Here is a 24,799-nt window from a genome sequence, read left to right on the forward strand (position 1 = left end):
TGCGCGACAAGCCCCCACGCACCCGCAACCCGCAGCACCCGCAGAACTAGGCGCTGATCCCCGCCGCTTCGCGCACCTCGACGGACGACAGCTGATCAGCCGTACGCTCGGCGGTCCGCCGGGCCCACACCCCACTGGTCACCGCACCGAGCACCAGCACGGCCAGCCCGCACGCCACCAGAATCCACCACCCGGGCCGGGCCGCGGAGACGAACGTCTCCTTGTACGACGACGCCGACACCCCGGAAGCCAGCACCGCGCCCACCACGGCGACCCCCAGCGTCTGCCCCAGCTGCCGGCTGGTGGACGCGACGGCCGCCGCGACCCCGGCCTGCGCCCGCGGCATCCCGGACACCGCGGTGTTGGTGATCGGCGCGTTCACGAAACCGAACCCGATGCCGAACAGCGCGTACCCGATGAACCGCGAGACCCCGGACGTCTCCGCCTCGAACCCCGCGAACAGCACCGCACTCGCCGTCATCGCCGCCCCCGCGATCAACAGGGACATGCGCGGACCGTGACTGCCGACCAGCCGCCCGGATATCGGCGCGCACAGGAAGGTGGGCACGGCCATCGGCAGCATCCACAGACCGGCGTGCAGCGCGTCGAGGCCCACCACGTTCTGCAGGTACAGCGTGGACAGGAACAGGAACCCGCCGAGCGCCGAGAACGCGCTGATCGCGATCACCGTCGCCCCGCTGAACGGCGCCGAACGGAAGAACCGCAGGTCGATGAGGGGTTCGTCGCGCCGGGGCTCGTACCAGAGCAGCGCGACGAGTGCGGCCAGCGCGAGGATCGCGAACGGCAGGATCGAGGTGAACCCGGAGTCCGGCGCCTCGATGATCGCGTACGTCAGCGAGCCGAACAGGGCGATGACCAGGAGCTGGCCGACCGGGTCGGGACGGCGGGCCTTGGGCGCGCGGGACTCGGGGATGAACTTCAGGGTGAGCAGCAGGGCGGCCAGGCCCACCGGCAGGTTGATCCAGAAGATCGAGCGCCAGCCGACCGAGTCCACCAGCAGCCCGCCGATCAGCGGGCCCGCGGCCATCGATATGCCGACGACCGCGCCCCACACGCCGATCGCCCGGGCGCGCTCGCGCGGCTCGGTGAAGGTGTTGGTGATGATCGACATCGCGACCGGGTTGAGCATCGAGCCGCCGACCGCCTGGATCATGCGGAACCAGATCAGCGAGTCCAGGTCGGGTGCGACGGAGCAGAGCAGCGAGCCGAGGCTGAAGACCACCAGGCCCACGACGAAGACCCGTTTGCGGCCGATCCGGTCGGCCGTCGAACCCGCCAGCATCAGCAGGGAGGCCAGGACCAGGGTGTACGCGTCGATCGTCCACTGCAGACCGGAGGTCGACGCGTGCAGATCGGTCTGCATCGCGGGCAGGGCGACGTTCAGGATGGTGACGTCCAGGCTCACGATCAGCAGACTCATGCAGCAGATCGCGAGCACCAGCTGTCGGCGGCGATGGCTGAGCTCGGGCATGCGCACCATCGTACGCCAAACTCGATAGTGCGGCTAACTAATTACCGATACATGGTCCTGTGGCCGGGTACCCGGCGCGGTGCGGGACAATGGAGCAATGTCCACGCCCGTCGCCCCGCTCGCCTCCCCGTCTGCCGCCCCGGCCGTGTCGCCCCTGCGGATCGGTCCGCACGTCGTCTCGCCGCCCGTCGTCCTGGCCCCCATGGCCGGGATCACGAACGCGCCCTTCCGCACCCTGTGCAGGGAGTTCAGCGGCGGCAAGGGCCTGTTCGTCAGCGAGATGATCACGACCCGGGCGCTGGTCGAGCGCAACGAGAAGACCATGCAGCTGGTCCACTTCGACGCGAGCGAGAAGCCGCGCTCGATCCAGCTGTACGGCGTGGACCCGGCGACCGTCGGCAAGGCCGTCCGCATGATCGCGGAGGAGGACCTCGCCGACCACATCGACCTGAACTTCGGCTGTCCGGTGCCGAAGGTCACCCGCAAGGGCGGCGGCTCCGCGCTGCCGTACAAGCGGAACCTGCTGCGCGCGATCCTGAAGGAGGCCGTCAGCGGGGCCGGTGACCTGCCCGTCACCATGAAGATGCGCAAGGGCATCGACGACGACCACATCACCTTCCTCGACGCCGGCCGTATCGCCGTCGAGGAGGGCGTCACCTCCATCGCGCTGCACGGCCGCACCGCCGCCCAGCACTACGGCGGCACGGCGGACTGGGACGCCATCGCGCGGCTCAAGGAGCATGTGCCGGAGATCCCCGTGCTCGGCAACGGCGACATCTGGTCGGCCGAGGACGCGCTGCGGATGGTGCGCGCGACCGGGTGCGACGGCGTCGTGGTCGGGCGCGGGTGCCTCGGGCGGCCCTGGCTCTTCGCCGACCTCGTGGCCGCCTTCGAGGGGCGTCCGCAGGACGTGCTGAAGCCGTCGTTGCGCGAGGTCGCCGCCATCATGGTGCGGCACGCGACGCTGCTCGGCGAGTGGATCGGGGACGAGGCGCGCGGGGTCATCGACTTCCGCAAGCACGTCGCCTGGTACCTGAAGGGCTTCGCCGTCGGCAGCGAGATGCGCAAGCGGCTCGCGATCACCTCGTCCCTGGACGAACTCCGTTCCGGGCTGGACGAGCTGGACCTCGACCAGGCCTGGCCGGCGGGCGCCGACGGGCCCCGCGGCCGTACGTCCGGCAACAACCGGGTGGTGCTGCCGGACGGGTGGCTGAAGGACCCGTACGACTGCGCGGGGATCGGCGAGGACGCGGAACTGGACACGTCCGGGGGCTGAACGGCCCTCGCGGGCCGGTCAGTTCTTCTTCGGGTGGGGCGTCGAGCCGTACGCCGTGAGGAACTTGTCGCGGAACGCGCTCATCTTCCACACCGGGGCGTCGTGCGCGGGACGCAGGCCGTCCGTCCAGTTCCAGCTGTCGACCTTCTCAAGGACCTTGGGGTCCTTGGCGACGATCGAGATCGGGACGTCGCGGCTGGCGTGGTTGCCGCTGACCCGGGCGATCGGCTGGTGGTCGCCGAGGAAGACGAGCACGGTGTTGTCGTTGCCGTAGCGCTCCAGCCACTGGGTCAGGGAGTTCACCGAGTACTGGATCGACTTGCCGTACTCCTGGCGGGACTTGGTGGTGTCGGCGATGACGTCGGAGGCCTTGTTGCCGGCCTTCTCGATCGAGTCGAAGATCGAGCCGTTGCCCAGCTGGTCCCACGGGACGAGCTTCGGGATCGGCGCCCAGGGCTGGTGGCTCGACGTCAGGATGATCATCGACATCAGGGACTTGCCGTCGGCGCGGGGCTTGCTGTGCACCTGCTTCTGGAACTGCTCCAGCGCGTACTGGTCCGGCATCGTCGACCAGCTGAACTTCGGTCCCTTGTAGCCGAGTTGGAAGGCGTTATAGACCTTGTCGAGGCCGTAGAAGCTCTGCTCGGGCCAGCCCTTCTGGACGCCCGGCATCACCCCGATGGTGTCGTAGTCGCCGGTCTTCTTGAAGGCGTCGGTCAGGCTGAGGTGGTCGCTGGCCATCACCGTGCGGTAGCGCTGCTGGTTGCTGACCCACAGGCCCGACATGGTGGTGGAGTGGCCGAGCCAGCTGCTGCCGCCGTAGGTCGCCGAGGTCAGCCAGCCGCTCTTCGCGGCGAAGCCCGCCTTCGCCAGGGCCTTGGTGTCGGCGGCGAGGGTCTCGTCGACACCCGGCGCCATGATCGGATCCTCGATCGCGCTCCGGCCGTAGCTCTCGATGAAGGTGAAGATCATGTCCTTGCCGCGCAGGTCGGGGACGAGCTGGCTGCCCGGGGTGTTGCCGAAGGCGTCGACCTTGGCGACCTTCTTGAACTCGGCCTCGTCGCGCAGGGTGTTGCGGACGGCGACCGTGCGGAGCTTGAGGATCGCGGCGGTGTGGTCGGCGGCGAGCGGCACCCCGGAGACCTGGAGGCCGAACGCCGTGCAGGTGATCCAGACCGTGCCGGCGATCAGCGCGCCCCGGGACGCGTGGGCCTTGTGCGCGGCGAGCAGGTTGGCGAGGCGGACGGTGGCCAGCGAGACCAGGACGATCAGCAGTACGACGAAGAGGATCAGGCCGACCGTGATGGCGGTGGTGGCCGCGCCGCCGAAGGTGTCCTTGAGATAGCTCTGGGCGTCGGCGAACAGGCTCCAGTCCAGGATCACGTTGAAGCCGCGGCCCAGGTATTCGTTGAAGCCCATGTCGAGCATGTTCAGGATCGCCACGACGGCGGTGAGCACGCCGGAGAGCGCCGCCACCACGATCCGCGGCCGACGCGGCAGGCTGATCAGCACGACCGCGCCCATGATCGCCTCCGCCGGGAGCCGTATGAACTCCGTGGGCTTCAGGCTGTTCACCGTCGTCGGCATCTGCAGACAGACGTAGACGAGCGCGGCGGCGAGGACGGTGACGGTCCAGGAGAGCACGCGGGCGGCGACGGGGTGCGTTCCCCGCCAGGCCCGTACACGGCGGCGGAGGCCGAGGGGACTGCTCCAGGTTCGGGGGGCGGGGGCGGGGGCCGCGTCCGGGTCGGCGTCGGTGGCCGAGGCGTCGGCTTCGGCTTCGGCTTCCGGGGCGGGTACCTCGGAGTCGGGGGAGTCGGTGGAGTCCGGGGTGCTGGAGTCGGGGGTGGTGTCGGCGTGCTCGGTCGTTCCGGACTCGGTGGCGCCGGACGCGGCCTTGGGCACGGTTCCGGAGGCGGGCTTCGCCGTGGCGTCGGACGGCGCTTCCCCGGCCCCGGACTCGGACTCGGCACCCGCGTCGGCGTCGGCTTCGGCAGTGGGCTCGGTCTCGTTCACGGCGCCGGTCCCCGCGCCCGCGGAACCCCCGTCGTCCGCCCCTGACCCGGTCTCCTTCGTGCCGGAGGCGTCCGGTGCCGGTTCCTCGGCGGTGTCCGGCGGCAGTACCTCGCTATCGGCTGCCCCGGCCGTCTTCGCTGTCTGGCGTGTGCTCGTGTGCTGAGGCAACCCGGAGGTCCTTCCGTGCGAGGCCCGTGATCGGAGGAGAGGGGCGGTCCGATGGGGAGGCAGGACCGCCGCTCTTCCGTACGAGTCGCCCCGGGCCCCTGTTCACGGAACTGGGCAAACACCCGGCAAACGCCTTATCACCGTTGTGTCACGCGCCCCCGACCGCCGTGAGCAGCGCCAACGGGGCCGCCGCCGAACGGGATTCCCGGACGCACGCGTGCGGGTAGGGAACCGGCTCGGGACGGGTGTCACGGCCGTAGCCCGCGAGGACCTCCGGGAGACGGTGACCGGTCGCCGTCGCCGCGTCGACCAGCGCGTGCGCGACCGTCCGGGCCTCGTCGTGCAGGCCGTAGCGGGCCAGGCCGAGGGTGATCAGCGCGTTGTCGTGCGGCCAGACCGAACCCCGGTGGTAGGAGAGCGGGTGGTACGCCGCCTGGCCCGACGCCAGCGTCCGGACGCCCCAGCCCGAGAAGAAGTCCGGGGCCAGGAGCCTGCGGCCGACCAGTTCGCCGTACTCCTTGTCCAGCAGCCCGGACCAGAGCAGATGGCCCGCGTCCGACGCCAGCGCGTCCACCTGGCGGCCCTCGCCGTCCAGGGCCAGCGCCGGGAAGGAGTGCTCCCGCATCCAGAAGTCCCGCTGGAAACGGTCCCGCAGGTCGGACGCGGCCTGCTCCAGGAGCGCCGCGTACGTCTGGTCCTCCCACACCGTCCGCGCCACCCACGCCGTGCGGCGCAGCGCGTCGTACGCGTACCCCTGCGCCCCCGCCGCCGTCACCGGCCCGCTCGCCCGCGTGCCGTCGGCGCCGCAGATCGAGCCGGGGGAGTCCTTCCAGTTCTGGTTGGCCAGGCCGCCCTCGTCGGCGCGGTAGACCAGGTAGCCCCGGGACGTCAGGCCGCCGTGGTCCAGCATCCAGCCGATCGCGGCGCGGGCGTGCGGCTCCAGGCGCCGGGCCAGCGCCGAGTCGCCGGTCTGCTCGACGTACGCGCCGAGCAGCACCAGGAACAGCGGGGTCGCGTCGACCGAGCCGTAGTACCGCCCGTACGGCACCTGCCCGAAGTGCGCCAGCTCGCCGTGCCGCACCTCGTGCACGATCTTGCCGGGCTGGGAGACCGACTCGGGGCCCACGGCCGTCGCCTGGGTCGCGGCGAGCGCGGGCAGGGTGGCGGCGGCGAGTCCGGGGCGGTACGGGAGCGCGAAGAGGGAGGTCAGGAGGGCGTCGCGGCCCAGCAGGGTCAGGAACCACGGGGCCCCCGCCGCCGGTACGCGCAGCTCCTCGCCGTCCGGGCCCTTCGCCGGGACCTGGAGCGAGGCCAGGTCCGCCAGGCCCCGCGCGCAGGCGGCGGCCAGCTCCGGCCAGCCGGTGGGGAAGGCGACGCCCTGGACGAACTCGCCCTCCAGCGCCATGAGTTGATCATTCAGCGCGGACGGTGAGCGCGGTACCCGGCGGGCCCGCTCGTCGCCGTGCGGGCGGGCCAGGACGCGCAGGGTCAGCTCGGCGGTGCCGTGCGGTTCGAGGTCCAGCGTCCACACCAGGCGGCGGGCGCCGGTGCCGGTCTCCTCGACGCCGTCGGGCGCGGGCTCGGCCGTGACCGTCGTACGGGAGTGCCATTCGCCGCGCTGGTAGGCGAACTCCACGCCGTCCTCCAGGACATGGCGGGAGCGGGTGACGCCGGTCTTGGCGTAGGTGCGGTGGTCGGAGCGGAGTTCGAACTGGTCCGTGAAGTCGGCGTCGGCGGTGACCGCGAGCCGGACCGTGGTCGGCACCGGGCGGTTGCTCGTCACCTTCAGCGACTCGACGAACGCGCCGTCGCCCACGGCCTGTTCACGGAAGAGCGTGTGCGCGGGCGGCTCCTGGCGGCCACCGCGCGGGACGAGGACACAGCGCGCCAGATCCCCGTCGGCCACCGGCGTCAGCGCCTCCGGCACCGCGCCGTCCACCGTCAGCTGCCAGCGGCTCAGGTGCCGGGCGTCCCGGACGAATAACCCGTCCGGGGAACTGCCGCCCCGTACGCCGCTGATGTCCCCGCCGTCGCCCACGGCCGCGAACGTCCCGCCGTGCACGAGCAGATGATGCCGGTCCGTCATCCCCGGTCCCCTCCCTTGACTCCGCCTGCGACCTCGGCCTCGCCGCCGTTCGCTTCGGTCACCTCTGTGTCGCGCGCTTCTGTGCCACGCCTGTCGAACGTGCCGGGGCCCGCGCCGGACACGCCGGGTCCGGGGGGCTCGTGGAGCAGATCGAGGGTCAGTGCGGCGGTCCAGCTGAAGCCGGTCGCGCCGCACGCCTCGCCGTCGTACGGGTCGACGTACTCGGCGAAGTCGGTGGCGTCGGCCGTCTCCAGGAACGCCGTGCGCAGCGCGTCCGCCCGGGCCCGCTCGCCGTGCAGCCGCAGGCCGCGCTCCAGCAGCCAGCCCGTGTTGAACCAGGCCGGGCCGCGCCAGTACCGGCGTGGATCGAAGGCCTCGCCCGACAGGTCGTAGCTGGGCGGGAGTCCGGTGCTCACGCCGAGGCCGAAGTGCGGGCCGGACGCCGTCCGCACGAGGGCGGTGGCGATGTCCCGGGGCAGGTCGGGCAGGAGCAGCGGGATCAGTCCTGAGACGCTGCGCTCGGCCATCAGGCCCTCGCCGCGTACGTCGCGGCAGAAGAACATGCCCTCCGCCGGATCCCACAGCCGGTCGATGAGCACCCCGGTGAGCCGCTCCGCGCGCGCGTGCCGGGCCGTGCCGGTCGCGCCCAACTCCCGTGCGATCCGGGCGAGTGCGTGCTCGGAGGCGATGAGCAGGGCGTTGAAGGACGGGTCCTCCACCGCGAACTCGCCCGCCCCGTCGGCGTACCGGCCGTCCCGGTAGTCCGTCGCGAGGCGCACGTAACGGCCGTAGTCCAGGTCCGTGGGCCGGTCCTCGGGGGCCCCGTGGTCGAGGTCGGCGCGGCGGAAGGAGCGGGCCGGGGCGGGCGTGATCCGGCTCAACGGGGCGTCCCAGCAAGGGCTGTTGTCCATACCCTGTTCCCAGGGGTGCACGACGGACGCGAGGCCGCCCCCGCCGAGGTCCCGCCGGTGCAGCAGATAGCGGTGCCAGGCGGCCAGCCGGGGGTAGACGCCGGCGAGGAAGCCGCGCGCGCGGGACAGGCCCGGGTCGGCGCGGTGGACCAGCCAGGCGGCGAGCGCGTGGACCGGTGGCTGCACGATGCCGGAGGTCTGTACGGTGCGCGGGGCGCCCGCCGGGTGTCCCGCGGCCGAGGAGCGCCAGAAGTCGGGGCTCGGGAAGTACGCGTCGAGCGGCACGGAGGGGTTGAAGACGATGTGCGGGACACGGCCGTCGCCCCACTGGGCGGCGAGCAGCGTCTCCAGTTCCCGCTGCGCCCGCAGCGGCGAGAGGTGCCGCAGACCGATCGCGATGAACGCGGAGTCCCAGGACCACTGGTGCGGGTACAGGCCACGGGAGGGCACGGTCGAGGCGCCCGTCCAGTTCGCTTCCAGCACCGCGGCGGCCCTGAGGTGCAGGGACGTCGGCAGGGGCGGCGGATCGTATACGAAGGTGCGTTCCTCGGGGAGGGCGGTGAGCTGGGCGGTGCGATCCACTCGGGACTCCACGAAACACGTCGTGCCGACCGGTTCGGTCATGGCTACCGTAGGGTTACGTCTATTTAACACGCAAAACTCAATATGTAATGCAGGGTTGAGAAACACAAGGGGGTGCGCATGACGGGACGAGGTCAGGGGAGCGCCGGAGATCTGCTCGAACTGGTGCGCACCGGGCGCGCGACGACCCGGGGCGCCCTCCAGCAGGTGACCGGACTCTCCCGCGCGACCGTCGGCCAGCGCCTGGACCGGCTCTTCCGCGCGGGCTGGCTGCGCGAGGGCGCGGGCGGCCCGGTGGACTCCCCGCTGGGCGGCAGGCCGTCGATCACCCTGGAGTTCGACGACGCCCACGCCGTGGTCCTCGCGGCGGACCTGGACACCCGCCACGCGCGTGCGTGCGTCCTGTCCCTCACCGGCGAGATCCTCGCGGAGCACGGCGGCACGCTCGTCATCGAGGACGGGCCGGACGCCGTACTGGGTGAACTCGGCGGCTGGTTCGCCGAGTTGCTGGAGAAGGCGGGGCACCGGGCGGCCGAGGTCTGCGGGATCGGGCTCGCGGTGCCCGGACCCGTCGACAGCGAGACCGGCCGCGTGGTCCAGCCGCCGATCATGCCCGGCTGGGACGGCTACGACATAAGAGGCCGGCTGGCCCGTGCCTTCACCGAGCGGACCGGCGCCCCGCGGGTCCCGGTCCTGGTCGACAACGACGCCAACCTCATGGCGTACGGCGAACAGCGCACCGGCCACCCCGACTGCTCGGCGTTCGTGCTGGTCAAGGTGTCGACGGGGATCGGCGCGGGGGTCGTGGTCGGCGGCTCCGTCTTCCGGGGGATCGACGGCGGCGCGGGCGACATCGGCCACATCCGGGTCCCGGCGGGCGCGCAGGCGCTGTGCCGTTGCGGGTCCTACGGCTGTCTCGCCGCCGTGGCGAGCGGCGGCGCCGTGGCGCGACGGCTGACCGAGTCCGGGGTGCCGGCGGCGTCCGGCTCGGACGTGCGGGACCTGCTGGCGTCGGGGCACCCGGGAGCGGCGGCGTTCGCCCGCGAGGCGGGACGGCAGGTCGGGGACGTCCTGGCGACCGTGGTGACGCTGCTCAACCCCGGTGTGCTGATGATCGCCGGAGACCTGGCGGGAACGTCCTTCCTCACCGGCGTGCGCGAGCTGCTGTACCAGCGGGCGCTGCCGCGCTCGACCGCTCATCTGCACGTACTGACCTCCCGGCTCGGTGAGCGGGCGGGGCTGGTGGGGGCGGGGGCGATGGTCGTGGAGCACCTGTACGCGCCGGAGCGGGTCGAGGAGCGGCTGCTCGCGCTGGGGATGTGACGTCCGCGTTTCCGTCGCGGGAACGCGTCCGGATGGTGAAATCCGGTCGGGTGTGGAAGCGTGATTCTCGCCACCTTTGATAGGGGTGGCGCTCAGGTGAGCGGATCTTGCGCGGCTGCACTTCTCCAAAGGGTGGCACTCCGTGCCACCCTTTGATCGTTCATCGATCGAAAACAGTCGAGCCGTGAGCCGCTCATGTGAGCGCAAAAGTGTGCCGGTGATCCATGGCGCGTTCAAGAAGTGAAAACATCCGGCGGTATTCGCTTGCCGAGCTTTGACTTTCGATCCGCTGGCGGACTACCGGTTACAGACGCATGACATGCAAGTGGACGTACCCAGGCGCCTTCGATCTGGGTATGTTCCTGGCCGTCAGGGCAGCCACCCGCGTCCCGAGGAGTCGAGACCCGTGTCGGAAAACAAAGAACCCCACGTAGTGAAGTTCGTCTACGACTTCACCGAGGGAAACAAGGACCTCAAGGACCTCCTCGGCGGCAAGGGTGCCAACCTCGCCGAGATGACCAACCTGGGCCTTCCCGTCCCTCCGGGTTTCACCATCACCACCGAGGCGTGCAAGACGTACCTCGACAGCGGGGACGAGCCGGCGGCACTGCGTGACGAGGTGAGTGCACACCTCGACGCCCTTGAAGCGGCGATGGGCAAGCAGCTCGGGCAGGCCGACGACCCCCTCCTCGTGTCGGTCCGTTCCGGGGCGAAGTTCTCGATGCCCGGCATGATGGACACCGTCCTGAACATCGGCCTCTCCGACAAGTCCGTGCAGGGCCTGGCGAAGCAGGCGGGCGACGAGCGCTTCGCGTGGGACTCCTACCGCCGGCTGATCCAGATGTTCGGCAAGACCGTCCTCGGCGTCGACGGCGACCTCTTCGAGGAGGCGCTCGACAAGGCCAAGGACGCCAAGAAGGTCACCGTCGACACCGAACTGGACGCGGCCGACCTCAAGAAGCTGGTCACCCGGTTCAAGCGGATCGTCAAGGCCGAGGCGGGCCGCGACTTCCCGCAGGACCCGCGCGAGCAGATGGACCTCGCGATCCACGCGGTCTTCGACTCCTGGAACACCGACCGCGCCAAGCTCTACCGCCGCCAGGAACGCATCCCGCACGACCTCGGCACCGCCGTCAACGTCTGCTCGATGGTCTTCGGCAACCTCGGCCCCGACTCGGGCACCGGCGTCGCCTTCACCCGCGACCCCGCGAGCGGCCACCAGGGCGTCTACGGCGACTACCTGCAGAACGCGCAGGGCGAGGACGTCGTCGCCGGCATCCGGAACACCGTGCCCCTGGCGGAGCTGGAGCGGATCGACAAGGCGTCGTACGACCAGCTCATGCGGATCATGGAGACCCTGGAGAACCACTACAAGGATCTCTGCGACATCGAATTCACCATCGAGCGCGGGCAGTTGTGGATGCTCCAGACGCGGGTGGGGAAGCGGACGGCGGGTGCGGCGTTCCGTATCGCGACCCAGCTCGTCGACCAGGGACTCATCGACGAGGCCGAGGCGCTCCAGCGGGTCAGCGGGGCACAGCTGGCGCAGCTGATGTTCCCCCGCTTCGACGAGGACGCCAAGGTCCAGCAGGTCGGCCGGGGCATCGCGGCCTCACCGGGCGCGGCGGTCGGCAAGGCGGTCTTCGACTCGTACACCGCGGTCAAGTGGTCGCGGTCCGGCGAGAAGGTGATCCTCGTCCGCCGGGAGACCAACCCCGACGACCTCGACGGCATGATCGCGGCCGAGGGCATCCTCACCTCGCGCGGCGGCAAGACGTCCCACGCGGCCGTCGTCGCCCGCGGCATGGGCAAGACCTGTGTCTGCGGCGCGGAGGAGCTGGAGGTCGACACCAAGCGGCGCCGGATGACGGTGCCGGGCGGGCACGTCGTCGAGGAGGGCGACGTCATCTCCATCGACGGCTCCAGCGGCAAGGTGTACCTCGGCGAGGTCCCGGTCGTCCCGTCCCCGGTCGTCGAGTACTTCGAGGGCCGGATGCACGCGGGCGCCGACGACGCCGACGAACTGGTCGAGGCGGTCCACCGGATCATCGGCTACGCCGACCGCGTACGCCGGCTGCGGGTCCGCGCCAACGCCGACAACGCCGAGGACGCGCTGCGCGCCCGCCGCTTCGGGGCGCAGGGCATCGGCCTCTGCCGTACCGAGCACATGTTCCTCGGCGACCGCCGCGAACTGGTCGAGCGGCTGATCCTGGCCGACACGGACACCGAGCGCGAGGAGTCCCTCAAGGCGCTTCTCCCGCTCCAGAAGGCCGACTTCGTCGAGCTGTTCAAGGCGATGGACGGACTCCCGGTCACCGTCCGCCTGTTGGACCCGCCGCTGCACGAATTCCTGCCGGACATCACGGAGTTGTCGGTCCGCGTGGCACTGGCCGAGTCCCGCCAGGAGTCCCACGAGAACGACCTCCGCCTCCTCCAGGCGGTCCACCGGCTGCACGAGCAGAACCCGATGCTGGGCCTGCGCGGCGTACGCCTGGGCCTGGTCATCCCCGGCCTGTTCACCATGCAGGTGCGGGCCATCGCCGAGGCCGCCGCCGAGCGCAAGGCGGCCAAGGGCGACCCGCGCGCCGAGATCATGATCCCGCTCGTCGGCACGGTCCAGGAGCTGGAGATCGTCCGCGAGGAGGCCGACCAGGTCGTCGCCGAGGTCGAGGCCGCGACCGGCACCTCCCTGAAGCTGTCGATCGGCACGATGATCGAACTCCCGCGCGCCGCCCTGACAGCGGGCCAGATCGCCGAGGCCGCCGAGTTCTTCTCCTTCGGCACGAACGACCTCACGCAGACGGTGTGGGGCTTCAGCCGCGACGACGTGGAGGCCTCCTTCTTCACGGCCTACCTGGAGAAGGGCATCTTCGGGGTCAGCCCCTTCGAGACGATCGACCGCGACGGCGTCGGCTCCCTGGTCGAACTCGCCGCGAAGGCGGGCCGCGAGACCCGCCCGGACCTGAAGCTCGGCGTCTGCGGCGAACACGGCGGCGACCCCGAGTCCGTCCACTTCTTCCACGAGGTCGGACTGGACTACGTCTCCTGCTCCCCGTTCCGCATCCCGGTGGCCCGGCTGGAGGCGGGGCGTGCGGCCTCGGTGGCGCAGGGGAGCGACCACCGGTAGGGCGTACGGGATCCAGGACCCCCGGGACTCCCGCCGGCCGGCGCGACCCTCACCGACGCGGCGGCGGTTCCGGATCACGGGAGCGGGCGGCACCCCTGTGCGGGGGGTGCCGCCCGCTCCGCCGTCGGTGTCACTCGCAGGCGACCCCGTCCCCGTCCCGGTCGAGGTGGGAGTCGTAGCCCGGGTCGCCCACGTGCAGGGGCGTGACACCGGCCGCGCGGGCCGCGGTGCAGTTCTGGTAGTAGGCGCTGCCGCCACCGGAGCCGGAGCCGCCCGAACCGGAACCGGAGCCCGAACCGGAGCCGCTGTCCACGGCGGCGGCGGTGACCGTCTTCGTGACCTTGAGGGTCTTCGTCTCGGTGACCGTGGGGGCGGGGGCCGGAGTGGCGGTCTCCGTCGCCGTCGCCGTGACGGTCGCCGTCGGCCGCGGACCGGCCGCCGCCGGCTTCGCGTCGGCCGTCGTGTCGGTCTTCGTGTCGGTCTTCGTGTCCTGGCCCGAGCCGCCCGCGCCGATGCCGATGAGGAAGGCCAGCGCGAGGGCGGGCAGCACATACCGCTTGCGGGCCCAGCGGGGCGCCGGGCGGACCGGCTGGAACGGCGGCTGCGGCTGCGGCATGGGTGGTGTGGCGTACGGATGTGTCATCTCGTCCCCCTGTGTCCGGTGAGACATGGACCGTATTGCCCCGGTGAGGGCGGTGAGGGAGGAGTGACCATCTCGTGATGGAGGTGTCGCTCGGTGTGACAGCGGCGGCGCCGGCTCTCGTACGCTGATCTCCCGACCGCTCGCCGACGCTCGTGAGGGAGCCCGCCCATGTCCGGCTGGAACGAGAAGGACATCCCCGACCAGCACGGCCGGGTCGCCGTCGTCACCGGCGCCAACAGCGGGATCGGCCACATCACCGCGCGCGAACTGGCCCGCCGCGGCGCCCGGGTCGTGCTCGCCTGCCGCAGCGAGGCGCGGGGGAGCGAGGCCGCCGACCGGATCGTCGCCGAAGTACCGGGCGCCGAGGCCGAGTTCGCCCGACTGGACCTCGCAGACCTGTCCTCCGTACGGGAGTTCGCGGCCAGGTTCCCCTACGAGCGGCTCGATCTGCTCGTCAACAACGCCGGGGTGATGGCGCTGCCCCGCGGCACGACGGTGGACGGCTTCGAGACGCACTTCGGGGTCAACCACCTCGGGCACTTCGCCCTCACCGGACTGCTGCTGCCCGCGCTGCTCGACGCGCCCGCCGCCCGGATCGTCACCCTCTCCAGCTTCATGCACGTGCTCGCCGACATCGACATCGACGACCTCGACAGCGAGCGCCGGTACGGCCGTTGGACCGCCTACGCGCGCTCGAAGACCGCCAACCTGCTCTTCACGCACGAGCTGGCACGGCGGCTCGCGGCGGCCGGTTCCCGGGTGGTCGCGGCCGCCGCCCACCCCGGCTACGCGGCCACCAACCTCCAGACCGCGGGCCCGCGGGCGGAGGGCCGCAAGGGCGCCGAACGGCTCATGGAGCTCGGCAACCGCGTCCTCGCCCAGTCCGCGGAGGCCGGTGCGCTGCCCTCCCTCCACGCCGCCACCGCCCCCGGCGTCCGGCCTGACGCGTTCCTCGGCCCCCGTGTCGCGATGTGGCGCGGGTCGCCGGCCCGGTCCTGGCGGGCCCCCTGGACCCTCGACGACGCGATGGGGCGACGCCTGTGGGCCGCCTCGGAGGAGCTGACCGGAGTCGTCCACGACCGGCTCAAGGCCTGACCGGCCCCGTCGTGCTGCGCGGCGCGGCGACGGGGCGTCACGGCCGGTCCGGCACCGGGTTCGCCCGTACCCCGTACGTCGCCACCCGTACCGCCGCGTCGTCCAGGCATGCGCCGGAGATCAGGTCGAACCGCTGCTTGAGCAGGGGCGACGCGACGAACGGGCGGCCCCGGTGGGTACCGGTCAGGCCGCGTGAGAGGACCGCCGCGCCACTGAACGGGTCGCGGTTGTCGATGCCGTAGAGACTGCCGGAGCGGTCGCGGAACAGGGCGACCTGGGAGCCGTCGGGCAGCAGGGCCGCCACCCCGCGGCCGGGCGTGAGCAGGCTGAGGTCGCAGATCGTGAACCAGCCCTCGGCGAGCTGGAGTTGGACCTTCAGGTCGGTCGTCTCGGGGGCCAGGGTCATCGCTGGGCGCTTCCTTCCAGGACGTCTGCGGACTGCTGGGGCCGCATGCCGATGGCCAGCAGCGGCAGGTCGGGCTTGATCTGGTCGCGCTCGGGCACGAAGCCGACGACCGGGTCCGGAGTGTCGGGCGCGTTCACGAACGACACGAACCGGGCCAGCTTCCCGGGGTCCTCGACGGTCGCGGCCCACTCGTCGCGGTACCCGTCGACATGCGCGGCCATCAGCGCCTCCAACTCCCCGCAGATACCGAGGGAATCCGCCACGACCACCTCCCGCACATGGTCGAGGCCGCCCGGAATCCGCTCCAGCCACACGCTCGTGCGCTCCAGCCGGTCGGCCGTGCGGATGTAGAACATGAGGAACCGGTCGATCAGGCGCACCAGTTCGGCATCGGACAGGTCCTTCGCCAGCAGGTCCGCGTGGCGCGGAGTGGCGCCGCCGTTGCCGCCGACGTACAGGTTCCAGCCGGCCGCGGTGGCGATGATCCCGAAGTCCTTCGACCGGGCCTCGGCACACTCGCGGGCACAGCCCGACACCGCCGACTTGAGCTTGTGCGGGGAGCGCAACCCCCGGTAGCGCAGCTCCAGTTCGATCGCCATCCGGACCGAGTCCTGGACGCCGTAGCGGCACCAGGTCTGTCCCACGCAGGACTTGACGGTCCGCAGCGCCTTTCCGTACGCGTGCCCGGACTCGAAGCCTGCGTCCACCAACCGGGCCCAGATCAGCGGGAGTTGTTCCACCCGCGCGCCGAACAGGTCGATGCGCTGGCCGCCGGTGATCTTCGTGTAGAGGCCGAAGTCGCGGGCCACCTCGCCGATCACGATGAGCTTCTCCGGGGTGATCTCGCCGCCGGGGACACGCGGGACGACCGAATAGGAGCCGTTCCTCTGCAGGTTGGCTAGGAAGTGGTCGTTGCTGTCCTGAAGCGCCGCCTGCTCGCCGTCCAGGACATAGCCGCTCGCGCCGATCACCGGGGCGAGGGAGGCGATCACCGAGGCGACCGTCGGCTTGCAGATCTCGCAGCCGTCCCCGCCCCGGGCGCCCGGACGGCCGTAGCGGTCCAGCAGATCCTGGTAGGAGGCGATCCGCAGCGCGAGGACGATCTCGTGCAGCTCCTCCCGGGTCTGCGCGAAGCAGCCGCACAGCCCCTTGTCGACCTCGACGCCGTTCGCCTCCAGCTCGGCGGTGACCAGCTGGCCGAGCACCTTGACGCAACTCCCGCAGCCCGTACCGGCCTTGGTGCACTTCTTCACCTCCGGCACGCTCGTGCAGGAGTGCTCGGTGACGGCGCCGCGGACCGCGCCCTTGCTGACGTTGTGGCACGAGCAGACGACCGCCGCGTCGGGCAGCGCCGAGGGCCCCAGCTGCACGGCGTCCCCGGAACCGGCCGGAAGCACCAACTGCTCGGGGGAGACCGGCGGTACGGACCCCGTGAACGCGCGGAGCGTGCCGTACGCGTCCGCGTCGCCGACCAGGATCCCGCCCAGCAGCTCACCGCCCCGGCCGATCACCAGCTTCTTGTACGTCCCCGCCCGCGCGTCCGAGTAGACGACGTCGAGGCAGTCCGCGGTGGCGCCGTGCGCGTCGCCGAAGGACGCCACGTCCACCCCGAGCAGCTTCAGCTTGGTCGACAAGTCGGCGCCGGTGAACGCCGATTCGTCCCGCGCGATGGTCGCGGCGGCCGTCTCCGCCTGCTCGTAACCGGGCGCCACCAGCCCGTACACCCGGCCGTCCGCCGCCAGCGCGCACTCGCCGATCGCGAACACGTGCGGGTCGTCGACCGTACGGCACTGCTCGTCGACCGCGATGCCGCCGCGCTCACCGACCGACAGGCCGCAGGCGCGGGCGAGTTGGTCGCGGGGACGGACTCCGGCGCTGAACACCACCATGTCCGTGCGGAGTTCGGAGCCGTCCGACAGCCTCATGCCGGTGACGGCACCGTCCGCGCCGGTCAGGATCTCCTGGGTGCCGACGCCCGTGTGGACCGTCAGGCCCATGTCCTCGACGGTGCGCAGGAGCGCGGCGCCGCCGCCCGCGTCGATCTGCACCGGCATCAGCCGCGGCGCGAACTCCACGATGTGGCTGGTGAGTCCGAGCCCCTTCAGCGCACCGGCCGCTTCGAGGCCGAGCAGTCCACCGCCCACCACGGCACCCGTCGTCGCCCGCGACCCGGCGTACGCCTCGATCGCGAGCAGGTCCTCGATCGTGCGGTACACGAAGCAGCCCTCGGCGTCCTTGCCGGGGACCGGCGGCACGAACGGGTACGAGCCGGTGGCCAGGACGAGGACGTCGTACGCGACCGACAGTCCCGAGCGGGCCGTCACCGTCCTCGACACGCGGTCGATCGACTCCGCCGGGTCGCCCACGTGCAGCTCGATCCCGTGATCGCTGATGAACTCCGCGTCCGTGAGCGAGAGTTCCGCGGGCGTGCGGCCCGCGAAGTACGAGGTGAGCTGGACGCGGTCGTAGGCCGGGCGGGGTTCCTCGCACAGCACGACCACGCGGTGCGTGCCGGTCAGGCCGCGCTCGGCGAGCGCTTCGAGGAAGCGCTGACCGACCATGCCGTGGCCGACGAGCACGAGGGTGGGCACCACAGGCGGATTCGAGGTCATGCCGAGGAGCCTGCGACTCCGGTGTTACCCGACCGCATCACCCCTGTTTCCCGCGAGGAACGCTGCCCTCAGCGGAAGCGTGCGGGGGGTGTGAGGGAGCTGGGGGCGCGCCGGGGAGGAGTGTGAGGCCGGGGTCGGGGCGGGGCCGGGGCGGAGTCGGCGCGCGCCGGTTCGGTTAACCGAACCCCCAGGTCCCGTGCAGGCACCATCGTGTACGGCGGGCGGCGCCGGAAAGCTGGAGACATCGGTTCACAGCAGTTCACACGGACTGCGCCGACACACGGAGAACCGACTCCACACAGACCGACTCCACGTAACCGGCTCCACGTACGCCGACCCATGTGCAGGGGGACGCACCATGACCACCGCCCCGGACCCGACCTCCACCCACGTCCGCGACCTCGTCCACGCACCGTTCACCGCCGCCACCTGGCGCCGCACCGCCTACGCGCTCCTCGCCCTCCCGCTCGACCTCGCCTGCATCCCGCTCGCCCTCCTCGGCGCCCCCACGGCCCGCTGGCAGCGCGGCCTCGTCCACCGCTTCCTCGCCCCCGACCGCACCGACCCCACCGGTCCCACCGGCCTCCCCGGCAGGCCCCGCGCGGGCGGCCTGCCCCACGCCCTCCTCGCCACGCCCCTCAACCTGGTCACCGCCTTCATCACGCTCTACGGCTGGGCGATCGTGCCCCTCAACATCGGCTGGCCGCTCCGCGCGGGCGACGACTACTCCGGCGCCTGGGGCGGTCCCACCTTCGCCGGGGCCTGGGCCTTCCACGCGGTGGTCGGCGGCATCGGCTTCCTGCTGCTGATGCCGTGGGCGGTGCGCGGCCTGACCGCCGTGCAGTTCCGTGTCGCCCGGTCGCTCCTCTCCTAGGTTGATCCCCATGCCGAGCCTCCGCTCCCGCCTCCGTTCCCGTCTCCGTTCCCTCGCCACCGCCACCTTCGGCCGCCGCGCCCTGTCCGCCGTCCTCTACGGAGTGATCGCCCTCCCGCTCGCCCTCGCCGGCTTCTTCCTCACGCTCGTCGGGCTAGTGTTCGGCGGAGCGCTGTCGGTGACCACGCTCGGCCTGTGGCTGCTGGCGGTCACCGTGCGCGGCGCGCTCGCGCTGGGCGCGCTGCAACGGGGTCTCGCGCAGCGGTTGCTCGGCCTGGAGATCGAGCGGCCGGGCGGGCCGGGAGCGGAAGCCGGCGGGGGCGGTGGGGTCGACGGGAGCGGCAGCGGCAGGACCGGCACAGGCATGCCCGGCATGACCGGCACCGGGACCGGTGGCGCCTCCGCGATCCTCGGGTGGCGGCGTGGCATCCTGCTCGACCGAACCGGCTGGCGAGCGGTGGGCTGCGCCCTGTTGACTCCGTTCACAGCCGTTTTCGCGTACGCCGCCGTCGTCATCGGTTACGTCTACGGCGTCCTGTTCACCCTGCACCCGCTGCTCAAGCGCTGGAACTACAACACGGTTCACAGCGCCGACGGCTCGACCCACCGGGTGTCACTGGCGTTCTTCGGGCAGCAGCTCGACTCCTGGCCGCGCTGGTTGATTCCGTTCACAACAGGTCTGCTGCTGCTGGCCGTCGCCCCCCTGATCCTGCGCTACGCCCTCGGCCCGCAGCGCGCCCTGATGACCGTGCTGCTCGGCCCCGACGCCGCGACCCGCCGCATCCGCACCCTGGAGGAGACCCGCGCCCGGGCCGTCGACGACGCCGCGCAGACCCTCCGCCGTATCGAACGCGACCTGCACGACGGCACCCAGGCCCGCCTCGTCGCCCTCGCCATGCATCTCACCCTGATCCGGGAACTGGTCACCGCGGGCGCCGCACCCGACCGCGTCCTCACCGTCGTCGACACCGCGCGGGGCAACGCCACCCAGGCCATCTCCGACCTGCGCCACCTGGTCAAGGGCATCCACCCGCCCGTACTCGACGAGGGACTGCCCGCCGCCCTCACCACCCTCGCCGCCGACAGCGCCCTCCCCGTCGCCCTCACCACCGACATCGGTACCCGCCCCACCCCGGCCGTCGAGACCATCGCCTACTTCTGCGCCGCCGAACTCCTCGCCAACGCCACGAAACACGCCCGCGCCACGGCCGCCGCCGTCGACGTCACCGCCCGCGACGGCGTCCTGCGGCTGCGCGTCACCGACGACGGACAGGGCGGCGCGACGGTCGGCGCCGGTTCCGGACTCACCGGCCTGCTGGCCCGGGTCCGCACGGTCGACGGCACACTGACCTGCGACAGCCCACCCGGAGGCCCTACGGTGGTCACGGTCGACCTGCCCCACGGCTGACCCCGTGCCCGGGCCGACCCGACCCGGCCGGACCCCACCCGAACGGAGCGGCATGCGCGTCGTCATCGCCGAGGACTCGGCCCTGTTGCGCGACGGCCTGGTCCAGTTGCTCCGGCTGCGGGACGTGGAGGTGGCCGCGGCGGTGGACGACGCCGAGGCCCTGCTCACCGCGGTGGCGGCACACGAACCGGACGTCGCCGTCGTGGACATCCGCCTCCCGCCCACCCAGACCGACGAAGGCGTACGCGCCGCCGTGGAACTGCGCGAGCGGCACCCGGGGACCGGTGTCCTGCTGTTCTCGCAGTACGTCGAGACGACGCACGCGGCCCAACTCCTCGGCAACCCGGCCGGTTTCGGATATCTCCTCAAGGAACGGGTCGTGGACATCGGGGAGTTCGTCGGCGCGCTGGAACGCGTGGCGGCCGGCGGTACCGCGCTGGACCCCGAGGTGGTGGCCCAACTCTTCGGCGCCGCGCGGCGGTCCACCGCCCTCGACACCCTCACGCCCCGCGAACGCGAGGTCCTCGCCCTCATGGCGGAGGGCCGCACGAACCACGCGATCGCCACCGCGTTCACCGTCTCCGAACGAGCCGTGGAGAAGCACGTGGCGAACATCTTCACCAAGCTCGACCTGCCCCCGACGGAGACGGGAAACCGCCGAGTGCTCGCGGTGCTCCGCTACTTGGAGACGATCCGCTGACGACGCCGACCGGTTCGACGCCGACGCCGAATCGGTCGGCATCCCGGACCACCGCGCGACCAGCCCCGACGCACCAGCGGACCAAGTACAGCCTCGCCCTCACCGGCTCACCGGCTCACCGGCTCACCGGTTCCCGCTCAGGTGCGCGAAGACGACGACGTTCCCCTGATATCCCGTCGCCCGCGAATACCCGCCCCCACAGGTGATCACCCTCAACTCGGGCCGCCGCGCGGCCCCGTACACCTTCTGGTCCGGAAAGCGGCTCGCCCGGTACACCTCGACCGCGTCCACTGTGAACAGCGCGACGCTCCCGTCCAACCGGTCCAACTCGATCGTGCCGCCCTTCTTCAGGGCGCCGAGGTCGTAGAAGACGGCAGGGCCGTCGGCGTTGTCGACATGGCCGGCGACGATCGCCGTACCCGTCTCACCGGGGGTCGTGCCCGCCTCGTACCAGCCCGCGAGGTTCTTCTTCGCGGCCGGGGGCACGTCCAGGCTGCCGGTGGAGGTCAGTCCGAGGCCCATCAGGGGGGCGTCCACATGGATGGCCGGGATACGGATGCGGTCCGGCGGCGACGGCGGCAGCGGACGGGCCGCGGTGCGCCCGGCGACCGGGTCCGGCCTGGCCTCGGCGGCGGACGGCTGCGGCGGGGAGTTCGTCTCCGAGCCGTTGGCCAGCAGCCACGCGCCCGTGCACAGGGCGACCACGGTGACGGCCCCTATCGCGGTGTTGCCGAGTCGCATTGCGCACCCCTCTCCCGTAACTGCCCCGCGCCCCCTCCGGGTCGCGAGGGGCGTCGGACCCGGAGGGGGAGGGGACATGCGGTACCGGCGGACGGACAGCGGAGGGTGTCCGTCAGAACCTGTCGCCTCTCGCCCGGCGATGCAGGAGCCAGGTACCGCCCGCGGCGGCGACGGCGAGAGCCGCCACACCGGCCGCGGTCTGCACGGGGTCGGGGCCCAACGCGCCACCGACCCCCGTCTTCACACTGCCCCGCGGCTGCACCTGCTGCCGCATCGAGGCCAGCGTCACCATCAGATCGCCGGAGACCTCCCGGCCGTCCGCGCACTTCGCGACGATCTCGTACGTCCCCGGCTGCGCACTCGGCGGCACCTTGAACTGCCCGATCGCGTCGCCCTCGTGCGCGCTCGGCGCCAGCGTGAACGTGCCGGCGCCCACCGCGCCGGCGTCACCGGCGGCCGTACCGTCGTCGCCGCACGCCGCCGTGTTCACCGTGACGTCGCCGCCCGGCACGGCGCTCGAAGGGAACACCTCCAGGCTGCCGGTCTCGCCGCCGTACGCCGGTGCGGTCGCGAGACCCGCGGCGGCGACGGCGAGCGCGGTGCCGGTCAGCAGACGGGCGGTACGACGCATCGGTGCTCCTCCGAGCTGTGGGTGGCTGCCCTTCCGAGGTAAGTGGCACCGGGCCGAGCCCGCTTCCTGAGCGGGCGTCGGAAATGCGGTGAACGGGTGTCGGGAAGCCGCCCGGTCGGCCCACACCCGCCGCCGTTTCGGCAGGTCATAGAGGTGCGGCGGGTCCGCGCGAACCCGTCCGGGAGAAGAACCCGAAGAGCGCAAGCGGCGCGTGTGAACGGGTGACCGGGCGTCAGGGGAGGGCGGGGCGGGGCGGTGTAGGACGGGGAGAGCGGCGGCGGGCGGCGGAGAACCCCGGGAAAGACGGCCGCCCTTGACCTGAACAATGGTTGAGGTACCAGGCTGCCCGCATGGACACCGACCTCACCCCCGCGCCGCCGCTGAACGTCACCGTCGTCATCGGCAGCAACCGCCACGGCCGCTTCGGCCCGGTCGTCGCCGACTGGCTCCTCACCCATGTCCGCGACCACCTCGACCTCACCGTCCAGGTCGTCGACGTCGCCGACACCGGCCACCTGCCCACGACCCTCGCCCCGACCCCGGAGGCCACGGCCGCACTCGCCGGCATCACCCCGAAACTCGCCTCGGCCGACGCCTTCGTCGTCCTCACCCCCGAGTACAACCACTCCTTCCCGGCCGGCCTCAAGAACCTCGTCGACTGGCACTTCACGGAGTGGCGCGCCAAGCCCGTCGCCCTCGTCTCCTACGGCGGCCTCGCGGGCGGCCTGCGCGCGGTGGAGCACCTGCGCCAGGTCTTCGCCGAACTGCACGCCGTGACGGTCCGCGACACCGTCTCCTTCCACAACGCCGGCGCGGCCTTCGACGACGAGGGCCGTCTCCGGGACGCCGCGGCCCCGGACGCGGCGGCGAAGGCGATGCTGGACCAACTGGTGTGGTGGGGGCGGGCGTTGCGGGACGCGCGCCAGGCCCGGCCGTTGACCTGGTGACATACGGCGAGGGGGCGGCCGACACAGGTCGGCCGCCCCCTTCACACCGTCACGGACGGCCCGGTGCGCTGCCCGGCCGGAGCCGGGCGGACGTCTCAGTGACCGAAGATGCCCTGGAACGTGCCGCGGTCCCAGTCGTGGTCCGTCTTGCTGGTCGAGGCGTAGACGGGACCGACGTGGTTGATGACACCGGCGAACATGGTGGTGTCGGTGTGGCCGGAGCCCTGCGAGCCGGTGCCCGAGACGACCCCGCCGTCGTCGTGGGCGAGGGCGGCACCGGCGCCGCCGAGCAGGATGCCGACGGCGAGGACGGACGTGGTCAGGGCGGAACGCATACGCATGACTACTCCCAAGGATCTCTGGACGACGCACCGCAAAACAGGCACGCCGGTCGGTTCGACACCGCAAACGATCACCGAGAACGCCGTGCCGGACCGCCGCCGCCACGTGAATCACCCCCTGATTCACCCGAACGGGAACCTGCCTCTGGCATAAGCGCCGCAGCACCGGGTCGTCCGCGTGCACGTCAGGGGAAGGCGGTCCGTCCGCCGGGGGAGGCGCGGGTGAAGATCGAGGAGCACCGCTACACCGCCCGCCCGACCGAGCCCACCGTCGAACCGAACCCCTCCGCTACGTCCTCTGGGGTGAGCCCGGCGTCGTACGGGCTCACTTCACCGCGACCGCTCCGGTCAGAGCGCCGGGTCGGCGGCCGTCCGGTCCAGTTCCCGCATGGCCTGTACGAAGTCCTCCCGGTCCGAGTCCTGGAACCGTCTGAAGAACCAGTTGGGCACCCGGACCTGCCCGAGTCTGGTCCGGAGCAGTACGTCCTGGATCTGTCGGGCAAGGACGAGCAGTCCCGGGACATCCCCGGGAGGGCGCCCGCGCGACACGTGCTCGCGCATCGCGGCCAGGAGCACCGACTCCGCGTGCTCGCGAGCCCCGGCCGTGTCCCGCTGCGCCACGGCGGTCTCCAGGCCGAGCAGCAGAAGTCCCAGTGACGGGACGAACCAGTGGAGCAGCAGGTCGGACACGGTCATCGACCGCGCGAGACCGGTTCCGACGCCCGCCATGCTCCAGAGCACCAGACCGCACGAGACGGTCGTGGCGTACCGGCGGCGTACCCGGGCGCCCCAAGCGAGCGTCTGCAACTGGCAGGCGAAGACGTCCAGCGGGCGGCTCAGCGCGGTGGCCTCGTAGAAGTAGTCGTGCAGCCGCGATTCGGGTGCCGAGTACCGGCGCGCCACTCGGCCCACCTCCTGGGCGGCGGGTGGGGCGCCGCCCGCCGCCACGGTGTTCCAGGGGAGCCCGAGCAGGCGGATGTCGAACATCTCCTGGAGCAGAGCCGCGCGCCGCATCTCCCCGACCCCCCACAGCCGGGCCCCCGCCGCGTACGCGAGTGCCCACAGGAGACCGAGCAGGGTGCCCGGTGTCTTCAGCACGGGTGCGAACACACCCGCCACCCCCACTGCGGCGAGGAACACCGAGAGCGAGACGTGCGCTGAGGCGAGCCGCTTGGCCCGATGGTGCGACACAGAGGCCGCTTTGAGGAGTACCAGCAGGTCGGGGTCGTTCTGCCGCTCGAAAATCGGTGTGCCCGGTGCCGTCACGGCTTCCCCCCCGGATGCGCTGACGCGCCGCCGCGTGTGCGCAGCGGTCGGCCCGACGGCGTACCGACCGCGTGGGGAGTAATGCCCAGCCGCCGCTGCGGCCATGCGCCGGACCGAGACGCCGAGGTGGTCGAGTGCCGGCGGCCTGGCGCGG

General features: G+C 72.0%; 19 protein-coding genes. 8 read left to right on the top strand and 11 right to left on the bottom strand.

Features of this window, described 5'->3' with window-relative positions; translation table 11 throughout:
- Window positions 1–46: 46 nt before the first annotated feature.
- The gene (locus ACIPTO_RS13810; RefSeq protein WP_401191518.1) at window positions 47–1,492 is read right to left on the bottom strand and encodes an MFS transporter; all 1,446 of its coding nucleotides are present in this window, start codon (window positions 1,490–1,492) and stop codon (window positions 47–49) included.
- A gap of 97 nt (window positions 1,493–1,589) precedes the next feature.
- Between ACIPTO_RS13810 and dusB the strand changes: the two genes are divergently transcribed.
- On the top strand, window positions 1,590–2,768 hold the full coding sequence (gene dusB / locus ACIPTO_RS13815) for a tRNA dihydrouridine synthase DusB (RefSeq protein WP_401191521.1): 1,179 nt from the start codon (window positions 1,590–1,592) through the stop codon (window positions 2,766–2,768).
- Between the two features lie 18 nt (window positions 2,769–2,786).
- On the opposite strand, the gene ACIPTO_RS13820 is transcribed toward dusB, so the two are convergent.
- The 3 genes from ACIPTO_RS13820 to ACIPTO_RS13830 all read right to left on the bottom strand — a co-directional run bounded on the left by ACIPTO_RS13820 (window position 2,787) and on the right by ACIPTO_RS13830 (window position 8,573).
- Window positions 2,787–4,355, bottom strand: a complete 1,569-nt coding sequence (locus ACIPTO_RS13820; protein WP_401192126.1) for a sulfatase-like hydrolase/transferase — start codon at window positions 4,353–4,355, stop codon at window positions 2,787–2,789.
- A 745-nt stretch (window positions 4,356–5,100) separates the two neighbouring features.
- Window positions 5,101–7,038 (bottom strand): glycogen debranching N-terminal domain-containing protein, encoded by a 1,938-nt coding sequence (locus tag ACIPTO_RS13825; RefSeq protein ID WP_366313755.1) that lies wholly within the window; start codon window positions 7,036–7,038, stop codon window positions 5,101–5,103.
- The gene (locus tag ACIPTO_RS13830) at window positions 7,035–8,573 is read right to left on the bottom strand and encodes an MGH1-like glycoside hydrolase domain-containing protein (protein ID WP_401191524.1); all 1,539 of its coding nucleotides are present in this window, start codon (window positions 8,571–8,573) and stop codon (window positions 7,035–7,037) included. The genes ACIPTO_RS13825 and ACIPTO_RS13830 overlap by 4 nt, the downstream gene beginning before the upstream one ends.
- Window positions 8,574–8,651: 78 nt before the next feature.
- On the opposite strand from ACIPTO_RS13830, the gene ACIPTO_RS13835 reads away from it, so the two are divergent.
- Window positions 8,652–9,854 carry an ROK family protein gene (locus ACIPTO_RS13835; RefSeq protein ID WP_366313759.1) on the top strand — a complete coding sequence of 401 codons (1,203 nt, stop codon included), beginning with the start codon at window positions 8,652–8,654 and terminating at the stop codon, window positions 9,852–9,854.
- A gap of 406 nt (window positions 9,855–10,260) precedes the next feature.
- The gene (gene ppdK / locus ACIPTO_RS13840) at window positions 10,261–12,981 is read left to right on the top strand and encodes a pyruvate, phosphate dikinase (protein WP_401191527.1); all 2,721 of its coding nucleotides are present in this window, start codon (window positions 10,261–10,263) and stop codon (window positions 12,979–12,981) included.
- Between the two features lie 130 nt (window positions 12,982–13,111).
- Here ppdK and ACIPTO_RS13845 read toward each other — a convergent pair whose 3' ends face one another.
- Window positions 13,112–13,624 (bottom strand): excalibur calcium-binding domain-containing protein, encoded by a 513-nt coding sequence (locus ACIPTO_RS13845; RefSeq protein ID WP_401191530.1) that lies wholly within the window; start codon window positions 13,622–13,624, stop codon window positions 13,112–13,114.
- 168 nt (window positions 13,625–13,792) lie between these two features.
- On the opposite strand from ACIPTO_RS13845, the gene ACIPTO_RS13850 reads away from it, so the two are divergent.
- Window positions 13,793–14,719 (top strand): oxidoreductase, encoded by a 927-nt coding sequence (locus ACIPTO_RS13850; RefSeq protein ID WP_401191532.1) that lies wholly within the window; start codon window positions 13,793–13,795, stop codon window positions 14,717–14,719.
- Window positions 14,720–14,756: 37 nt separating this feature from the next.
- Here ACIPTO_RS13850 and nirD read toward each other — a convergent pair whose 3' ends face one another.
- Together nirD and nirB are read right to left on the bottom strand one after the other, a co-directional pair.
- On the bottom strand, window positions 14,757–15,125 hold the full coding sequence (gene nirD / locus ACIPTO_RS13855) for a nitrite reductase small subunit NirD (protein WP_401191535.1): 369 nt from the start codon (window positions 15,123–15,125) through the stop codon (window positions 14,757–14,759).
- On the bottom strand, window positions 15,122–17,737 hold the full coding sequence (gene nirB / locus ACIPTO_RS13860; RefSeq protein WP_401191537.1) for a nitrite reductase large subunit NirB: 2,616 nt from the start codon (window positions 17,735–17,737) through the stop codon (window positions 15,122–15,124). The genes nirD and nirB overlap by 4 nt, the downstream gene beginning before the upstream one ends.
- A 358-nt stretch (window positions 17,738–18,095) precedes the next feature.
- Here nirB and ACIPTO_RS13865 point away from each other — a divergent pair, with 358 nt between their 5' ends.
- From ACIPTO_RS13865 to ACIPTO_RS13875, 3 genes are read left to right on the top strand one after another with little or no spacing between them, the layout of a single operon-like run.
- The gene (locus ACIPTO_RS13865; protein WP_401191540.1) at window positions 18,096–18,611 is read left to right on the top strand and encodes a hypothetical protein; all 516 of its coding nucleotides are present in this window, start codon (window positions 18,096–18,098) and stop codon (window positions 18,609–18,611) included.
- 10 nt (window positions 18,612–18,621) lie between these two features.
- A complete protein-coding gene (locus ACIPTO_RS13870; protein WP_401191543.1) occupies window positions 18,622–20,019 on the top strand; it encodes a sensor histidine kinase in 1,398 nt (465 codons plus the stop codon).
- A 52-nt stretch (window positions 20,020–20,071) separates the two neighbouring features.
- Window positions 20,072–20,719 carry a response regulator transcription factor gene (locus tag ACIPTO_RS13875; protein ID WP_366313773.1) on the top strand — a complete coding sequence of 216 codons (648 nt, stop codon included), beginning with the start codon at window positions 20,072–20,074 and terminating at the stop codon, window positions 20,717–20,719.
- 123 nt (window positions 20,720–20,842) lie between these two features.
- Here the strand turns inward: ACIPTO_RS13875 and ACIPTO_RS13880 are convergent, their stop codons facing one another.
- Window positions 20,843–21,460: a class F sortase gene (locus ACIPTO_RS13880; RefSeq protein WP_401191545.1), complete on the bottom strand. Its 618-nt coding sequence runs from the start codon at window positions 21,458–21,460 to the stop codon at window positions 20,843–20,845.
- Between the two features lie 112 nt (window positions 21,461–21,572).
- Window positions 21,573–22,091, bottom strand: coding sequence for a hypothetical protein (locus ACIPTO_RS13885; RefSeq protein WP_366313777.1), 519 nt, complete (start codon window positions 22,089–22,091; stop codon window positions 21,573–21,575).
- A 350-nt stretch (window positions 22,092–22,441) separates the two neighbouring features.
- On the opposite strand from ACIPTO_RS13885, the gene ACIPTO_RS13890 reads away from it, so the two are divergent.
- Entirely contained in the window at window positions 22,442–23,038 is a 597-nt protein-coding gene (locus ACIPTO_RS13890) for an NADPH-dependent FMN reductase (protein WP_401191547.1), read from the top strand.
- 95 nt (window positions 23,039–23,133) lie between these two features.
- On the opposite strand, the gene ACIPTO_RS13895 is transcribed toward ACIPTO_RS13890, so the two are convergent.
- Both ACIPTO_RS13895 and ACIPTO_RS13900 read right to left on the bottom strand, forming a co-directional pair.
- Complete coding sequence (locus tag ACIPTO_RS13895; protein ID WP_366313781.1) at window positions 23,134–23,379, bottom strand: hypothetical protein; 246 nt, start codon at window positions 23,377–23,379, stop codon at window positions 23,134–23,136.
- A 348-nt stretch (window positions 23,380–23,727) separates the two neighbouring features.
- Window positions 23,728–24,645, bottom strand: a complete 918-nt coding sequence (locus ACIPTO_RS13900; RefSeq protein ID WP_401191549.1) for an S-4TM family putative pore-forming effector — start codon at window positions 24,643–24,645, stop codon at window positions 23,728–23,730.
- Window positions 24,646–24,799: the final 154 nt, after the last annotated feature.

The organism is Streptomyces sp. NPDC090083, from assembly GCF_044747445.1.
Lineage (GTDB): Bacteria > Actinomycetota > Actinomycetes > Streptomycetales > Streptomycetaceae > Streptomyces.

What these genes read in the sequence shown, in the direction of transcription:
- ACIPTO_RS13850 (WP_401191532.1), top strand. Translation starts at nt 13,793, where the DNA reads ATGTCCGGCTGGAACGAGAAGGACATCCCCGACCAGCACGGCCGGGTC.
- ACIPTO_RS13820 (WP_401192126.1), bottom strand. Translation starts at nt 4,355, where the DNA reads ATGCCGACGACGGTGAACAGCCTGAAGCCCACGGAGTTCATACGGCTC.
- ACIPTO_RS13890 (WP_401191547.1), top strand. Translation starts at nt 22,442, where the DNA reads ATGGACACCGACCTCACCCCCGCGCCGCCGCTGAACGTCACCGTCGTC.
- ACIPTO_RS13865 (WP_401191540.1), top strand. Translation starts at nt 18,096, where the DNA reads ATGACCACCGCCCCGGACCCGACCTCCACCCACGTCCGCGACCTCGTC.
- dusB (WP_401191521.1), top strand. Translation starts at nt 1,590, where the DNA reads ATGTCCACGCCCGTCGCCCCGCTCGCCTCCCCGTCTGCCGCCCCGGCC.
- ACIPTO_RS13870 (WP_401191543.1), top strand. Translation starts at nt 18,622, where the DNA reads ATGCCGAGCCTCCGCTCCCGCCTCCGTTCCCGTCTCCGTTCCCTCGCC.
- ACIPTO_RS13810 (WP_401191518.1), bottom strand. Translation starts at nt 1,492, where the DNA reads ATGCCCGAGCTCAGCCATCGCCGCCGACAGCTGGTGCTCGCGATCTGC.
- ACIPTO_RS13825 (WP_366313755.1), bottom strand. Translation starts at nt 7,038, where the DNA reads ATGACGGACCGGCATCATCTGCTCGTGCACGGCGGGACGTTCGCGGCC.
- ACIPTO_RS13875 (WP_366313773.1), top strand. Translation starts at nt 20,072, where the DNA reads ATGCGCGTCGTCATCGCCGAGGACTCGGCCCTGTTGCGCGACGGCCTG.
- ACIPTO_RS13880 (WP_401191545.1), bottom strand. Translation starts at nt 21,460, where the DNA reads ATGCGACTCGGCAACACCGCGATAGGGGCCGTCACCGTGGTCGCCCTG.
- ACIPTO_RS13895 (WP_366313781.1), bottom strand. Translation starts at nt 23,379, where the DNA reads ATGCGTATGCGTTCCGCCCTGACCACGTCCGTCCTCGCCGTCGGCATC.
- ACIPTO_RS13845 (WP_401191530.1), bottom strand. Translation starts at nt 13,624, where the DNA reads ATGACACATCCGTACGCCACACCACCCATGCCGCAGCCGCAGCCGCCG.
- ACIPTO_RS13835 (WP_366313759.1), top strand. Translation starts at nt 8,652, where the DNA reads ATGACGGGACGAGGTCAGGGGAGCGCCGGAGATCTGCTCGAACTGGTG.
- nirB (WP_401191537.1), bottom strand. Translation starts at nt 17,737, where the DNA reads ATGACCTCGAATCCGCCTGTGGTGCCCACCCTCGTGCTCGTCGGCCAC.
- nirD (WP_401191535.1), bottom strand. Translation starts at nt 15,125, where the DNA reads ATGACCCTGGCCCCCGAGACGACCGACCTGAAGGTCCAACTCCAGCTC.
- ACIPTO_RS13885 (WP_366313777.1), bottom strand. Translation starts at nt 22,091, where the DNA reads ATGCGTCGTACCGCCCGTCTGCTGACCGGCACCGCGCTCGCCGTCGCC.
- ACIPTO_RS13830 (WP_401191524.1), bottom strand. Translation starts at nt 8,573, where the DNA reads ATGACCGAACCGGTCGGCACGACGTGTTTCGTGGAGTCCCGAGTGGAT.